This is a genomic window from Achromobacter sp. SX5 (assembly GCF_056711425.1).
Genome location: NZ_CM160041.1, coordinates 5,271,317 through 5,285,246 on the forward strand (window position 1 = coordinate 5,271,317; position 13,930 = coordinate 5,285,246).

Below are 13,930 nucleotides of genomic sequence, written 5' to 3' on the forward strand. Positions count from 1 at the left end.
TCGCGGGTTAAAGTTAGGAAATGGTCTGGGAATGCGCTCATTTTATAATTGAGTGATTTTGCCCTTGATTTGGCCCTGGCGCACCCCGATTTCGGTCCGGCTCGCCCAGGGTTCGCCAATACCAGGCTAGCCGCCGCTCTTCAGGATGCCCCGTGGACCTTCTGCAATTCTTGCTCGATAAAAACAACATCTTCATTGTCGCCGTCGCCGTGGTTTCCGGCGTGATGCTGGTCATTCCGGCCCTGCGCCGCGGCCGCGCCGGCTCGGCCGTCAGCACGGGCGAAGCCATCCAGATGGTCAACCAGCGCCAGGCCGTGTGGGTCGACGTGCGCCCCGCCGAGCAGTTCCAGGCCGGCCACATCGCCCAGGCACGAAACGTGCCGGCCGCCGAGCTGGAGCAGAAGGCTGCCTCTCTACCCAAGAACAAGCCTCTGGTGGTAGTTTGCGACAACGGCCGGGATTCGGCCCGCGCCGCCGCCAAGCTGCGCGCGCAGGGCTACACCGACGTGGTGCCGCTGGAAGGCGGCATGCGCGCCTGGGCCGCCGCCAGCCTGCCCGTCACCCGCAAGGGTTGAATCCCAGGGCTGCGCCCCCATCTGCCCATACTTGTATCCACAGCACAGGAGCGCCCATGAAAAAAGTCGTCATGTACAGCAAGGACTATTGCCCGTTTTGCGCGCGCGCCAAGTCGCTGCTGGAACAACGTGGCGTGACCGACCTGGAACTGATCCAGATCGACCGTGACCCGGCCCAGCGCGACGTCATGATCCAGCGCACCGGCCGGCGCACCGTGCCGCAGATTTTCATCGGCGATACCCATGTCGGCGGTTGCGACGACCTGATGGCGCTGGACCGCGCAGGCGGCCTGGCTCCCCTGCTGGCCGGCTGAACCCGCTCCCTTTTTGCCCCTCCCACCAACGGAAACACTCATGGCTGATCAAGACCAAAACACCCAGCAAGAAGGCAGCAACGACGCGCCCTCGTTCAATCTGCAGCGCGTCTACCTGAAAGACCTTTCGCTGGAAATGCCGAACGCGCCTCACGTCTTCCTGGAGCAAGAAGCGCCCCAGGTCGAAGTGAGCATCACCGTGGGCGGGCAGCGCCTGGCCGAGACCGTGTTCGAGACCACGGTCACCGTGACCGTCACCACCCGCGTCAACGAAAAGGTCGTGTACCTGGTCGAAGGCACGCAGGCCGGCATCTTCGAGGCCGCCAACATCCCCGAAGAGCAGCTCGACCCGCTGCTGGGCATCGTCTGCCCGACCATGCTGTACCCGTACCTGCGCGCCAACATCGCCGACGCGATCACCCGCACCTCGATGCCGCCGCTGCACCTGACCGAAGTCAACTTCCAGGCCCTGTACGAGCAGCGCCTGGCCGAACTGCAGCAACAGCAGAACGCGGCCAACGGCAATGGCAACGGCGGCGACTCGGGCATCATCCTGCCCCCCGGCGCGACCCGCCAGTAAGCAAGCCGCCCCATGAAGCCCACCCCGCGCCTGCGCGTCGCCGTCCTGGGTGCGGGAAGCTGGGGCACCGCGCTGGCGGCGGCCGCCAGCCGCCGCCACACCACCGTGCTCTGGGCGCGCGACGCCGCCCAGGCGGCCGACATGGCCGCCACGCATGAAAATGCGCGCTACCTGCCTGGCGTTCCCCTGCCCCAGGCCCTGACTATTTCCTCCGATCTCGACGCCACCCTGCGCAGCCTGCAGGACGACGGCGCGCAAGCCCTCATCGTGCTGGGCGTACCCGTGGCCGGGCTGACCGCGCTGTGCGGCGAGCTGTCGCGCCGGCTGCCCGCGCTGGGATTGCAGGACACCCCCATCGTCTGGACGTGCAAGGGCTTCGAAGCCGACACGGCCAGGCTGCCCCACGAAATCATGCGCGAGGCCCTGCCCGGCGCCGTCGGCGGCGCCCTGTCCGGCCCCTCGTTCGCGCGCGAAGTCGCGCAGGGCCTGCCCGTGGCGCTCACCGTCGCCAGCGACAGCCCGGCGCTGCGCGCGGCCACCATCGCCGCCTTCCACGGCGCGGCGCTGCGCGTCTACGCCAGCACCGACCTGGTCGGCGTGGAAGTGGGCGGCGCGCTGAAGAACGTCATCGCCGTGGCCTGCGGCATCTGCGACGGCCTGGCCCTGGGCACCAATGCGCGCGCCGCGCTGATCACCCGCGGCCTGGCCGAGATGACCCGCTTCGGCGTCGCGCTGGGCGCGCAGGCCGAGACCTTCGCCGGCCTGACCGGCCTGGGCGACCTGGTGCTGACCGCCACCGGCGAACTCTCGCGCAACCGCCGCGTCGGCCTGGAAATCGGCGCCGGCCGCAAGCTGGCCGACATCCTGGCCAGCGGCATCACCGCCGAAGGCGTGCGCTGCGCGCGCGCGGCCCTGGAGCGGGCGCGCGCCATCCAGGTCGAACTTCCGATCACCGAGGCCGTCTGCGCCGTGCTGTTCGACGGCGTGGCCCCCATGACGGCGGTCTCCGCCCTGCTCGCCCGCGACGCCCGCTACGAAAGCGGCGCGGGCCTGCCGGACGAATCGCCCAGCTGACCCACGACCCGACATCCCATACACCGAGGAGACACGCTACATGACGCAAACCCGCAAGTTCCGGGTCGGCCAGCTGCTACGCGGCCTGTGCCTGAGCCTGGCCGCCATCCTGCCGGCCGCCGCCCACGCCGACTGGCCCGACCGTCCCATCCACATGGTCGTGCCGTTCCCGCCCGGGTCCTCGCCCGACCTGCTGGCGCGCACGATTTCGGAGCCGCTGTCCCAGGCCCTGGGCCAGCCCATCGTGATCGACAACAAGCCGGGCGCCGGCGGCAACATCGGCACCCGCGTGGTGGCCCAGTCCAAGCCCGACGGCTACACGCTGCTCTACACGATCAACGGCCCGCTGGTCACCGCGCCCACGCTCTACAAGAAAACCCTGGGCTACGACCCGTTGCGCGACCTGGCGCCGGTGTCCCTGGTGGGCACCAGCCCCAACGTGCTGGTCGTGCCCGCCGGCCTGCAGGTCGACAACGTCAAGGACTTCGTCGCGCTGGTCAAGCAGCGCGGCAATTCGCTGAACTACGGCTCCGTGGGTCCGGGCAGTTCGGCCCACCTGGCGATGGAGATGTTCAAGGAAAGCGCCGGCGTCGACCTGGCGCACATCCCCTATTCGGGCTTCCCGCAGGTCATCACCGCCATCATCGGCGGCGACGTGCAGGCCGGCTTCATGGTGCCCGCCATCGCCGTGCCCCAGGCGCGCGACGGCAAGGTCAAGCTGCTGGCCGTGACCAGCCTGCAGCCCAGCGACGCGCTGCCGGGCGTGCCGACCATGGCGTCCCAGGGCTATCCGGATTTCGAGGCGATTTCGTGGAACGCCGTGCTGGTCCCGGCCGGCACGCCCACCCCGATCATCGAACGGCTCAACAGCGAACTGGCCCGCATCATCGACAGCGAAGCCGTGCGCAAGCAGCTGGCGCTGCAGTACTTCACGCCGGCGCCGTCCACCCCCGAAGCCCTGACCGCGCGGATCAAGAATGAAAAGGCGCGGTGGGACCAGGTCATCGAAAAGCTGAAGCTGTCGCTGGATTGAGCGGGCAGGCGGGCCGCCTACACCCCGCCTTCATACCCCTGCTGGCGCCAGGCCTCGAACACCGTGACGGCCACGGCGTTGGACAGGTTGAGGCTGCGCTGGCCGGCGCGCATGGGCAGGCGCAGGCGCTGCTGGGGCGGGAACAGCGCCTGGTGCGCTTCCGAAAGGCCGGCGGTTTCGCGGCCGAACACGAACACATCGCCCGGCTTGAAGCCGACGTCGGCCACGCTGCGCTGCGCATGCGTAGTCAGCGCGTAGATGCTGGACGGGGCGGCGCCGGTGTCGGCCAGGGCCTCTTCCAGGCTGTCGTGCACCCGGACCGGCTGCCATTCGTGGTAATCCAGCCCCGCGCGGCGCATGCGGGCGTCATCCAGTTCGAAGCCCAGCGGACGCACCAGGTGCAGCTGCGCGCCGGTATTGGCGCACAGGCGGATGGCGTTGCCGGTATTGGGCGGGATCTCGGGGCAGACCAGGATGACGTGAAACATGGCGGATGAAGCGGATGGCCGGTATGCCGGCATTGTCGCCGATTTGCCGGCCCCCGACGCTACGGCGTGCGCGCCGCCACCAGCAGCGTCACCTCGGCCGCGCCGGCGGCCAGCAGCGCGGCGGCCGCGGCGTCGGCCGTGCTGCCCGTGGTCATGACGTCGTCCACCACGGCCACGTGCCGGCCTTGCACGCCGCCTGCGCAAGCGAACACACCCACCGCGCCGCGACGCCGGGCCTGGCGGCTCCTGCCGGTCTGGCGCGGCGTTTCGCGCCGCCGCAGCAATACGCCGTGCGCCAGGGGCAGGTCCAGTTCCGCGGCCAGCCCGCGGGCGATCTCGGCGGCGGGATTCATGCCGCGCCGCAGGAGCGAGGCCCGTCCCGCCGGCACCGGCAATAGCAGGGCGCCGGCAGGCAGGCGGCCGTCGCGCGCGACGGCGGCGGCGATCAACCGCGCCAGCACCGGCGCCATGCTGAGCCGGAGCTGGACCTTGAGCATCCGGACCAGGGCGTCGGCGGGCGGCTCGTAGTCGAAGGCCGCCACGGTGCGCGCGAAGGCCCGGGGCGTGCCCAGGCAGGCGGCGCAGCAGGGCGCGCCAGGCCGTAGCCGCAGCGCGCAACGCGGGCAGCGCGGCGGCGCGTCCGGCGCCACGTAGAGGATGTCGGCCTCGCAGCCGGCGCAAAGTCTGGCCCCGGCCACCCGCGCGCCGCACAGCGGGCAGTCGCAGCCGATCCGGGACAGCAGGCGCCGCGCCATGCCGCGTAGGGACAATCGGGGCCCGCGGCCAGGATGCGTAATAATGGATGCCATTCCTCATGAAACCATGATCCGCCGCGCCCGCAGGGCGCAGGCGCGACCGAAATGTCCCTGCCCGAACCCGCAACGCTACCCACCCTGCCCATCGTCAGCGCCGACGTGCCCAGGCAGTTCGCCCGCCGCGGCGATCTTGCCGAGGCCCAGTTCCTGTACGGCGAAATCGCCCGCCGCATGCTCGGCCGCCTGCAATACATCCGCCTGCAGCCGCAGGCCATGCTGGACGCGGGCTGCGGCGCCGGCGACAACCTGCCCCTGCTGCGCGAGCGCTATCCCGAGGCCGCCTACACCGGGCTGGACAATTGCGGCCCGCTGCTGGACGAGGCCCGCAGGCGCCACGCGCCGGCCGGCCTGTCGGCCTGGATCGGCAAGCTGGCGCGCCGCGGCCCGCCCGCCCCGGCCTTCGTGCAGGCCGACCTGGCGGCCACGGGGCTGGCGCCCGAATCGCTGGAGCTGGTGTGGTCCAACCTGGCCATGCACTGGCACCGCGCGCCGCACGCCGTGCTGGCGGAATGGCGGCGCATCCTGAAGGTGGGCGGGCTGGCCATGTTTTCCTGTCTGGGACCGGCCACGCTGCGGGAGCTGCGCCAGGCGCTGGACGACGCCGGGCTGCGCACGGCCACGCCGTCCTTCGTGGACATGCACGATTTCGGCGATCTGCTGGTGGAAAACGGCTTTGCCGACCCGGTGATGGACCAGGAGATCCTGACCCTGACCTACCGCAGCCCCGAAAAGCTGCTGCAGGACGTGCGCGCGCTGGGCGGCAACCCAGCCGAAGGCCGGCGCGGCGGGCTGGTGGGCCGGGACTGGCGCGACCGGCTGTGCGCCGCGCTGGAGGCGCAACGGCGCCCGGACGGCGTGATCGCGCTAAGCATCGAAGTGGCCTATGGCCACGCCTGGCGCGCCGCCGCGCACCGCACGACGGCGGGCGAGACCCGCCTGTCGGTCAGCGCGATCGGCGGGCGCCAGCGCGGCAACCCCTGAAGCGGGGTTGCGCGGCAGGCTAGTGCAGACGGTCCGGCATGGGCACGCTGACCCCGGGCTCGGAGGCCGGCAGAGCCTGCATGGGCTCGGACGTGGCCCGGATACGGCGGCGCAGCACCGCGGTGGGCTCGGCCGGCGCCTGGGCGCCGGCGGCCACGCCGCGCCAGGCGTTGGACATGGCCTCGACCAGCAGCGGCAGGTCGCGCAGGCGGTGGAACTGGCTGCGCAGCCAGCGCGAATCGTTGCCGCTGCGCATGGACTCGTCGCGCAACGTGGCGATCATGTCGCCCGTGCCCAGCTCTTCGGCCACCGGCATCAGCCGCTGGAACAGCACCCGCAGATGGTCCATCAGGCGCAGGCGCTGGCCGTCCGGCGTGACGTAGCTGCCCTGCAGGCCGAAACGGCAGGCCTGGAAGTGGTTGCTGCGGTAGGACAGCCAGGCGTTGTCGCTGGGATCGTCCTCGCGCATCAGCAGCACCGCCAGGGCCTGGGCGAAGGCCGCGATCTGGCAGGCGCGCTCGACCGTCAGCGGGGTATCGCAGACGCGGATCTCGACCGTGCCGAACTCCGGCTTGGGGCGGATGTCCCAGTACAGGTCCTTGATGCTCTCGGCCAGGCCGTAGGCGCGCAGCTGCGCCAGATGGGCCTCGAACTGATACCAGTCCTTGACCTCGGGCGGCATGTGGCCGGCCAGCGGGAAGCTGTTGACCGCGTTCAGGCGCGAGCAGGCGAACAGCGTGTCCACGCCCTCGCAGTACGGCGACGAGGCCGACAGCGCGATGAAGTGCGGCACGTAGGGCGACAGGCGGCGCAGCAGCTTGATGGAGTCGTCGCCGTTTCGGACGCCCAGGTGGATGTGCTGGCCGAAGACAGTAAATTGACGCGCCAGGTAACCATACATTTCGGCCAGGTACTGGAAGCGCGGCGTGTCGGAAATGGAGCGCTCCTGCCAGCGCATGAAGGGATGGGCGCCGCCGCCCGCAACGGACACACCGACGGCGTCGGCCGCCTCGACAAGCGCATCGCGCATCTCGCGCATCTCGGCCAGCAGGCCCATCGGGTGCTCGTGCACCGACGAATTCAATTCGATCATCGAGCGCGTGATTTCCGGTTTGACGCGGTCGGCGATGGGGTGGTTGGCCATCTGGGCCAGCAGCTCGTCAGAGGCTGCGGTAAGGTCAAAACTGCGGGGGTCGATCAGTTGCAGCTCGAGCTCGATGCCCAGGGTGTTGGGGGCCGACGAAATGAACGGAATCTGTTCCATCTCGGACTCCTTTGAATGTTTGATGAGGGAGTGCGCCGTTCGACCTTGAAGCCCGGCAACTTCCCGGGGGGCACTAGACGGCAGCTTGTGCTTGCATGATAGCCGCTACTTTGTGGCAAAACGAAGGAAAATCGTGACATTTATGTGCAACATCAGGAAACCTTCGGTTTTTCCCTGCGAGAGAAAGTGAGCGAGCGCTTACCGCATAGAAATGGCGCGGGTTTCCGGCCTGCGGTGCTCGCCAGGCCAGTCTGGACGGGGCTTCGGAGGATGAGAGGGATAACCCTATATAGGGTTATCCCCAATAAATTTGAGGCCTGCCGGGCTACTTGCGCCAGAAGATCGGCGTGAACAGCACCAGCACGGTCAGCAGCTCGAGGCGGCCGATCAGCATGGCGAAGGTGCAGACCCAGATCTGGAAGTCGGACAGCACCGCGAAATTGCCCATGGGGCCGACCGGACCCAGGCCGGGACCGGTGTTGTTGATGCTGGCGAACACGGCCGAGAACGCCGTGATCGGGTCCAGGCCCGACAGCAGCAGGAGGCTGGTGAACACGGCGATGGACAGGCCGTAGAACAGCATGAAGGCCAGCACCGAGGACATGGTGCGGGCTTCGACCGCCCTGCCGTTGATCCGCACCGGGCTGACCGCGTGCGGGTGCAGCATGGTCACCAGTTCGTTGCGGGCCTGCTTGACCAGCAGGATGGCGCGGATGATCTTGATGCCGCCCCCGGTGGACCCGGCCGAGGTGGCCACGCCCGACAACAGCAGCATCGTCAGCGGCGCGAACAGCGGCCACTGCGCGAAATCGGTGTTGGCGTAGCCGGTCGTGGTGGCCATGGAGATGGTGTTGAACATCCCGTAGCGCAGCGCCTGCAGCGGATCGGCATAGACGCCTTTCCAGAAAATGAAGACGGAGATGACCAGCCCCGTCCCCAGCACCAGGACCAGGTACGGAATCGCCTGGGGGCAGATCACATAGGCCCGCAGGCTGCGCTGGCGCAAGGCGTTGAAATGGGTGGCGAAGTTGATGCCGGCGATCAGCATGAACACCATCGCCACCATTTCCACGGCCACCGAATCGAAATGGGCGAAGCCGTCGTCCCAGGTGGAGAAGCCGCCCAGCCCCATGGTCGTGGCCATGTGGCACCAGGCCTCGAACCACGACAGGCCGACCGCGCGGTAGGCCAGGAAGCACAGGATGGAGAAGGCGAAATACACGGCGTACAGCGCCTTGGCCGTGCTGGCGATGCGCGGCGTCAGCCGTTCGTCCTTCATCGGCCCCGGCGTTTCGGCCCGCACCACCTGGTGGCCGCCCACGCCGAGCAGCGGCAGGATGGCCACGGCCAGCACCAGGATGCCCATGCCGCCCACCCAGATCAGGGTGGCGCGCCACAGGTTGATGGAGGCCGGCAGCGCATCCAGGTTGGACAGGACCGTGGCGCCGGTGGTGGTCAGGCCCGACATGGCCTCGAAATAGGCGCCGGTGAACGACAGCGGCAGCCCCGCGCCATGAAAGTAGAGCAGCAGCGGAATGGCCGCCAGCAGCGGCAGGCCGGCCCAGACCGCCGACACCAGCACGAAGCCGTCGCGCGCGCGCAGCTCGCAGCGGGCGCGGCGGGTCAGCACCGCCAGGCCGCCGCCGATGCCCACCGAGATCAGGAATCCGTCCAGGAAAGCGTCGCGCGCCGCGTCGCCGCCCACATAGGCCACGCCCAGCGGGATCAGCATGGTGAGCGCGAACATCACCATCGTCAGGCCCAGGATGTAGAGGGTCGCCAGGACGCGCTTCATGGATCAGAAGAACGACGCTGAGACTTGGAACAGCTTTTCGACGCGCGGCATCTGCCGGCGCGAGGGCACGAAGACGATGACGTGGTCGTCCGATTCGATTTCGGTATCCGCATCGGGCAGGATGATCTCGTCGCCGCGCACCAGCGCGCCGATGCTGGCGCCCTTGGGCAGGCTGATCTGGCCCACCTTGCGCCCGACCACCTTGGAATTGGAGCGGTCGCCGTGGGCGATGGCTTCCAGCGCCTCGGCCACGCCCTGGCGCAGGCGGTGCACCGCGGCCACGTCGCCGCGGCGCACGTGGCGCAGCAGCTCGCTCATGGTGGCCTGGGACGGCGATACCGCGATGTCGATATGGCTGCCCTGCATCAGTTCGCCATAGGCCTGGCGGTTGATCAGCGCGATCACCTTGCGCGCGCCCAGGCGCTTGGCCAGCAGCGAGGACATGATGTTGTCCTCGTCGTCGCTGGTGAGCGCCAGCCAGGTGTCCATGTCCTCGATGCTTTCGCGTTCCAGCAGGGCCTCGTCGGTGCCGCTGCCGTGCAGGACCAGCACGCTGTCGGGCAGCTGCGTGGCCAGGTACTCGCAGCGCTTGAGGTCGCGCTCGATGATGCGCACGCTGTATTGCTCCTCGGCCAGCTCGCGCGCCAGGCGCAGGCCGATATTGCCGCCGCCGGCGATCATCACCCGGCGCACGTCGCGCTCGGCTTCGCGCAGCTGGCGCACCGCCCGGCGCGCGTCGCGCGAGTCCACCACCAGCACCACTTCGTCGCCCGGGGCGATGACGGTGCCGCTGCCGGCGCGCAGCGGCCGTCCGCCGCGCAGCACGTCGATGACGCGGGCCTTCACGTCGGGCCAGACGTCGCGCAGCCGATCCACCGGCGAATGCGCCATCGGGCTGCCGTGCCCGACCCGCACCGTCACGACGCTGACGCGGCCTTCGGCGAATTCCACCACCTGCAGGGCTTCGGGGAACTCGATCAGGCTGTGCAGGTAGGTGGTGACGCTGCGCTCGGGACTGATGAGCGCGTCGATACAGAAGCCCTCTTCGCTCATGAGCTCGGGATGCTCGGCGAACTCCACCGAGCGGATCCGGGCGATGCGGCGGGGGATGTTGAACAGCTGGCGCGCGATCTTGCAGGCCACCATATTGGCCGTGTCGGAGGCCGCACAGGCGATCAGCAGGTCGGTGTCGGCGGCGCCGGCGGCTTCCAGCACCGACACCTGCGAGCCGTCGCCATGGACCACGCGCAGGTCGAAGTGTTCTTGCAGGTACTGAAGCTGGGCGGGATCGGAATCGACGACCGTGATGTCGTTCTCTTCGGACACCAGGTTCTCGGCCACGCTGGTTCCCACGCGGCCAGCGCCCATGATCAGGATCTTCATGTGCTCCGCTTGCGGGCGGACTCGATGCCCAATTGCTTGAGCTTGCGGTAGAGGTGGGTGCGCTCCAGGCCGGTGCGCTCCGACACCCGGGTCATGCTGTGGCTTTCGCGGACCAGGTGGTATTCGAAGTAGATGCGCTCGAATTCGTCGCGCGCCTCGCGCAGCGGCTGGTCCAGCGAGATGCTGCCCAGCTGGCCGTTGGAGGTGGCCGGGATCTCGTTGGCCGGCGCGGCGGCGGCCAGGGCGGGGGGATCGAGTTCGTCTTCGAGCGCCACGGCGGGGCTGGCGGCCGCCGGATGCGCGGCCACGGGCGCCGGATGCGGCGCGCGTCCGCGCGCCAGGCCGGCGGCCACGGTTTTCAGCAGGCGCTGCAGCGTGATGGGTTTTTCGAGGAAATCCATGGCGCCGATGCGCGTGGCCTCGACCGCCGTGTCGATGGTGGCATGGCCGCTCATCATGATGACGGGCATGTCCAGCAGGCCTTGCGAGCCCCATTCCTTGAGCAGGCTGACGCCGTCGGTGTCGGGCATCCAGATGTCCAGCAGCACCAGGTCGGGACGCATGCGCAGCCTTGCCGCGCGCGCCTGCGCGGCGTTTTCAGCCAGCTCGACCGTGTGTCCTTCGTCGTAAAGGATCTCCGACAAAAGCTCGCGAATACCGACTTCGTCGTCAACCACCAGAATTCTGGCCATAAAGCATCCACCTATTGCGTAGCCGCATTATCCTTTTCTTGCGCGGTCGCGTCCATAGTATCGGCCTCGGAAGCCAGCCGGGTCAACAATATGGAGATCCGCGCGCCCCCGTCCTTGCGGTTGGCAAGGTCGATGCGCCCGCCGTGTTCTTCCACGATCTTGCGCACGATGGCCAATCCTAACCCAGTCCCGTGGGACTTGGTGGTGACGTACGGCTCGAACGCGCGCTGCATCACCTGGGGCGGGAAGCCCGGCCCGGTGTCGGCCACGGTGAACCGGAGCGCCTTCTGATCGGCCCGATCGGGCTGTTCGCTGCGCATGAGCTGCGTGGTGACGCTGACCCGCCCCTGCCCGCCCTGCTCGGCGATGGCGTCGCGGGCGTTGGACAGCAGGTTGTGGATCACCTGGCGCAGCTGGGTCGGATCGCCCTCGATGGCCGGCAGGTCGGCCCCCAGCGTCACGTCCAGGTTCAGCGCCTTTTCGCCATGCCGCGGCGAGCCGCCGTCGGGTTCCCAGCCGTACAGCGACAGCACGTCGGCCACCAGCGCGTTGAAGTCGATCCGCTGCATCACGGCCGGCGGCGTGCGGGCGTATTCGCGGAAGTCGTCCACCATCTGCTTGAGCGAGGCCACCTGGTTGACGATGGTGTTGGTGGAGCGCTCGACGATCTGGGCCTCGGCCGGGGGCAGCTTGCCTTCGAGTTTCATGGCCAGGCGCTCGGCCGACAGCTGGATCGGGGTCAGCGGGTTCTTGATCTCGTGCGCCAGCCGCCGCGCCACCTCGCCCCAGGCCACCGTGCGGTTGGCCGATATCACTTCGGTGATGTCGTCGAACACCACCAGGTAGCCGTTGCCGCGCCCGTCCACCTTCAGGTGGGTGCCGCGCGCCAGCAGGGTCAGGGGCTGCGGCGCGGCCGACGCGCCGCCCTGCACCGGGCTGATCTCGAACTGCTGCTGCCAGTGCTGGCGCTCGGAGCCCACCGCCGCATGCGCGGAAAACGCCTGGCGCACGATATTGGCGAATTCCAGCATGCCGTCGGCCGTCTCCAGCGGGCGGCCGATGACCGAGCGCAGGTCGGCGCCCAGGATGGTCTGGGCGCCCTGGTTGACGGTGGTGACCCGGAACGATTCGTCGAACACCAGCACCCCGGAGGACAGGTTCGACAGCACGCTTTCCAGGTAGACGTTGGAGCGTTCGAGCTGCTGGCGGTTGCTCTCGACCATGCGGCGCGCCTCGTCGAGCTGGCGCGTCATGGCGTTGAAGGAACGGGTCAGCTGGCCCACTTCGTCGCGCTCCGGCGGCTCGGGCAGCGGACGGTAGTCGCCCACCCCCACCGCCTGCGTGCCGCCGGCCAGGCTGAGCAGCGGGCGCACCAGCCGCTTGGACAGCGACAGCGCCACCGCGATGGCGCCAAACGCCGCCAGCAGCAGCGCCAGGGTCAGCGTGATGCCGTACAGCTTGCGCAGGCCGAGCCGCGACAGCGCCAGTTCCTGGTAGTCGCGAAAGCCCTGCTGCACCTGGTTGGCGTTGTGCGCGATCTGCTCCGGCACGGGCTGCAGCAGCTGCAGCCAGCGCGGTTCGGAAGCCGTGCCCAGCAGGTTGTCGTAGCGGTCCGGGCCGGTCAGCGGGATCACCACGCGCAGGTGCAGCCCGCCTTCGGCGCCGGGCGTCATGGGATCGTCGGCCTCGGCCGCGGAGTAGCCGCGCGCCAGCCGCAGCTGGTTCATGACGGTGGACGGCGGCATGGCCGGCAGCAGCTGGCCGTACTGGCTGGTGGAAAACGCCACCATGCGCCCGCTGCCGGTGAACACCATCGCTTCCTGCACGCCGTTGGCCTCGCGCAGCCGGGTCAGGGTCAGCGCCACCGCGCTGTCGCTGCTGCGGTTAAGTTCCATCGCCATGGAGCGGGCGCGCGCATCCAGGTCGGCCAGCAGCGAATCCAGCGCCGCCCGGCCCAGGTTCAGGCCCGCCTCCAGCGCGGTGTCCACGCGCACGTTGAACCAGGATTCGATGGAGCGCGACATGAACTGCACCGACACGGTGTAGATCAGGGCGCCGGGCACCACGCCGATCAGGGCGAACGCCAGGGCGAAGCGCGCCGTCAGCCGCGCGCCGAACTGGCGCCGGCGGATCTGCCGGGCCAGCCGCACGGTCAGCGCCACCACCCAGACGAAGAGCGCCAGCGCGAAAATCCCGTTCAGCACCAGCAGCGTGTCGTAATAGCGCGCGAAGCGCGAGGCATTGCCGGTAGACCAGGCCAGCAACCCCAGCAGGGCCAGGCCGCTCACCGCGCCGATCATCAGGGCCAGCCGAAGCAACAGCCTCATGAGGGGTTTTTCTCCTTGTCGCTCAGCACGAACGAGAAGTCGGTCCAGGGCGTGGTCTGCACCCAGGAACTGCTATTTAGCGCATTGACCTGGAACGGCCGCGGCAGCATGGAGGTGTCCAGGCGCAGGCGCAGCTGGCCGCCGTAGAGCACGTCGGCGTCGAACTCGGCGGCGTCGGCCACCGGCCAGTTGCGCACGTGCCGGACCACGCTCATGGCCTCGTCCAGCGAGGCCACCGGGAACGACAGTTCGCCCACGCCGGCGCGCCACTGCCGGGTCAGCGCGTTATACACGATGCGCCAGGTCCGGGAGGTGTCCACCAGGGACTTGTCGAACCACCACCAGCGCTCGCGCGTGATGGTGAGATCGGCCGTGAAATACAGCGGCACGCCGCGCTGGGCGGCGTCGCGCAACTGGTCGTTCAGTCCGAATTCGATGTCCGCGTCGATCTCGAGCTTGCCGTCGCGTACCATCGGACGCACCTGTGTGACCTTGGGTTCGGCCCCATGGGCCGCTCCGCCCGGCACGAGCGAAAGCAAGGCAGATGCCAGCAACAACCCAAGAAATACGCGCGAGATAATGGACATACGACACCGAGACTACGTCATG

Annotated in this window: 14 protein-coding genes; 6 read left to right on the forward strand and 8 right to left on the reverse strand. The window is 68.9% G+C overall.

Annotated features, from left to right (window positions below):
- The first annotated feature begins 152 nt into the window (after nucleotides 1-152).
- From AC1M14_RS24675 to AC1M14_RS24695, 5 genes are read left to right on the forward strand one after another with little or no spacing between them, the layout of a single operon-like run.
- Complete coding sequence (locus tag AC1M14_RS24675) at nucleotides 153-575, forward strand: rhodanese-like domain-containing protein (RefSeq protein ID WP_168202277.1); 423 nt, start codon at nucleotides 153-155, stop codon at nucleotides 573-575.
- Nucleotides 576-631: 56 nt separating this feature from the next.
- Nucleotides 632-889: a glutaredoxin 3 gene (gene grxC, locus AC1M14_RS24680; RefSeq protein WP_102775302.1), complete on the forward strand. Its 258-nt coding sequence runs from the start codon at nucleotides 632-634 to the stop codon at nucleotides 887-889.
- Between the two features lie 40 nt (nucleotides 890-929).
- A complete protein-coding gene (gene secB / locus AC1M14_RS24685) occupies nucleotides 930-1,469 on the forward strand; it encodes a protein-export chaperone SecB (protein WP_102775301.1) in 540 nt (179 codons plus the stop codon).
- 12 nt (nucleotides 1,470-1,481) lie between these two features.
- Nucleotides 1,482-2,543 (forward strand): NAD(P)H-dependent glycerol-3-phosphate dehydrogenase, encoded by a 1,062-nt coding sequence (locus AC1M14_RS24690; protein WP_479730607.1) that lies wholly within the window; start codon nucleotides 1,482-1,484, stop codon nucleotides 2,541-2,543.
- 40 nt (nucleotides 2,544-2,583) lie between these two features.
- Nucleotides 2,584-3,576, forward strand: coding sequence for a Bug family tripartite tricarboxylate transporter substrate binding protein (locus AC1M14_RS24695; RefSeq protein WP_111826834.1), 993 nt, complete (start codon nucleotides 2,584-2,586; stop codon nucleotides 3,574-3,576).
- A gap of 17 nt (nucleotides 3,577-3,593) precedes the next feature.
- Here the strand turns inward: AC1M14_RS24695 and AC1M14_RS24700 are convergent, their stop codons facing one another.
- Nucleotides 3,594-4,064 carry a tRNA (cytidine(34)-2'-O)-methyltransferase gene (locus AC1M14_RS24700; protein WP_209166678.1) on the reverse strand — a complete coding sequence of 157 codons (471 nt, stop codon included), beginning with the start codon at nucleotides 4,062-4,064 and terminating at the stop codon, nucleotides 3,594-3,596.
- Between the two features lie 59 nt (nucleotides 4,065-4,123).
- Complete coding sequence (locus AC1M14_RS24705; protein ID WP_479730608.1) at nucleotides 4,124-4,819, reverse strand: phosphoribosyltransferase family protein; 696 nt, start codon at nucleotides 4,817-4,819, stop codon at nucleotides 4,124-4,126.
- A 105-nt stretch (nucleotides 4,820-4,924) separates the two neighbouring features.
- Here AC1M14_RS24705 and AC1M14_RS24710 point away from each other — a divergent pair, with 105 nt between their 5' ends.
- The gene (locus tag AC1M14_RS24710; RefSeq protein ID WP_102775296.1) at nucleotides 4,925-5,860 is read left to right on the forward strand and encodes a methyltransferase domain-containing protein; all 936 of its coding nucleotides are present in this window, start codon (nucleotides 4,925-4,927) and stop codon (nucleotides 5,858-5,860) included.
- 19 nt (nucleotides 5,861-5,879) lie between these two features.
- Here AC1M14_RS24710 and AC1M14_RS24715 read toward each other — a convergent pair whose 3' ends face one another.
- From AC1M14_RS24715 to AC1M14_RS24740, 6 genes are all read right to left on the reverse strand, one after another.
- The gene (locus AC1M14_RS24715; RefSeq protein WP_102775295.1) at nucleotides 5,880-7,124 is read right to left on the reverse strand and encodes a YbdK family carboxylate-amine ligase; all 1,245 of its coding nucleotides are present in this window, start codon (nucleotides 7,122-7,124) and stop codon (nucleotides 5,880-5,882) included.
- A 325-nt stretch (nucleotides 7,125-7,449) separates the two neighbouring features.
- Nucleotides 7,450-8,919, reverse strand: coding sequence for a TrkH family potassium uptake protein (locus AC1M14_RS24720; RefSeq protein ID WP_102775294.1), 1,470 nt, complete (start codon nucleotides 8,917-8,919; stop codon nucleotides 7,450-7,452).
- 3 nt (nucleotides 8,920-8,922) lie between these two features.
- Nucleotides 8,923-10,302, reverse strand: a complete 1,380-nt coding sequence (gene trkA / locus AC1M14_RS24725) for a Trk system potassium transporter TrkA (RefSeq protein WP_102775293.1) — start codon at nucleotides 10,300-10,302, stop codon at nucleotides 8,923-8,925.
- On the reverse strand, nucleotides 10,299-10,994 hold the full coding sequence (locus AC1M14_RS24730) for a response regulator (RefSeq protein ID WP_102775292.1): 696 nt from the start codon (nucleotides 10,992-10,994) through the stop codon (nucleotides 10,299-10,301). The genes trkA and AC1M14_RS24730 overlap by 4 nt, the downstream gene beginning before the upstream one ends.
- An 11-nt stretch (nucleotides 10,995-11,005) precedes the next feature.
- Nucleotides 11,006-13,321, reverse strand: a complete 2,316-nt coding sequence (locus AC1M14_RS24735; protein WP_102775291.1) for a sensor histidine kinase — start codon at nucleotides 13,319-13,321, stop codon at nucleotides 11,006-11,008.
- The gene (locus AC1M14_RS24740) at nucleotides 13,318-13,908 is read right to left on the reverse strand and encodes a DUF4390 domain-containing protein (protein ID WP_102775290.1); all 591 of its coding nucleotides are present in this window, start codon (nucleotides 13,906-13,908) and stop codon (nucleotides 13,318-13,320) included. Before AC1M14_RS24740 ends, AC1M14_RS24735 begins: the two co-directional genes overlap by 4 nt.
- Nucleotides 13,909-13,930 lie beyond the last annotated feature (22 nt).

Excerpts from the sequence above, each read along its gene's own strand:
- AC1M14_RS24705 (WP_479730608.1), bottom strand. The coding sequence starts at position 4,819 with ATGGCGCGGCGCCTGCTGTCCCGGATCGGCTGCGACTGCCCGCTGTGC.
- grxC (WP_102775302.1), top strand. The coding sequence starts at position 632 with ATGAAAAAAGTCGTCATGTACAGCAAGGACTATTGCCCGTTTTGCGCG.
- secB (WP_102775301.1), top strand. The coding sequence starts at position 930 with ATGGCTGATCAAGACCAAAACACCCAGCAAGAAGGCAGCAACGACGCG.
- AC1M14_RS24700 (WP_209166678.1), bottom strand. The coding sequence starts at position 4,064 with ATGTTTCACGTCATCCTGGTCTGCCCCGAGATCCCGCCCAATACCGGC.
- AC1M14_RS24695 (WP_111826834.1), top strand. The coding sequence starts at position 2,584 with ATGACGCAAACCCGCAAGTTCCGGGTCGGCCAGCTGCTACGCGGCCTG.
- AC1M14_RS24710 (WP_102775296.1), top strand. The coding sequence starts at position 4,925 with ATGTCCCTGCCCGAACCCGCAACGCTACCCACCCTGCCCATCGTCAGC.
- AC1M14_RS24730 (WP_102775292.1), bottom strand. The coding sequence starts at position 10,994 with ATGGCCAGAATTCTGGTGGTTGACGACGAAGTCGGTATTCGCGAGCTT.
- AC1M14_RS24735 (WP_102775291.1), bottom strand. The coding sequence starts at position 13,321 with ATGAGGCTGTTGCTTCGGCTGGCCCTGATGATCGGCGCGGTGAGCGGC.
- AC1M14_RS24715 (WP_102775295.1), bottom strand. The coding sequence starts at position 7,124 with ATGGAACAGATTCCGTTCATTTCGTCGGCCCCCAACACCCTGGGCATC.
- AC1M14_RS24740 (WP_102775290.1), bottom strand. The coding sequence starts at position 13,908 with ATGTCCATTATCTCGCGCGTATTTCTTGGGTTGTTGCTGGCATCTGCC.
- trkA (WP_102775293.1), bottom strand. The coding sequence starts at position 10,302 with ATGAAGATCCTGATCATGGGCGCTGGCCGCGTGGGAACCAGCGTGGCC.
- AC1M14_RS24720 (WP_102775294.1), bottom strand. The coding sequence starts at position 8,919 with ATGAAGCGCGTCCTGGCGACCCTCTACATCCTGGGCCTGACGATGGTG.
- AC1M14_RS24690 (WP_479730607.1), top strand. The coding sequence starts at position 1,482 with ATGAAGCCCACCCCGCGCCTGCGCGTCGCCGTCCTGGGTGCGGGAAGC.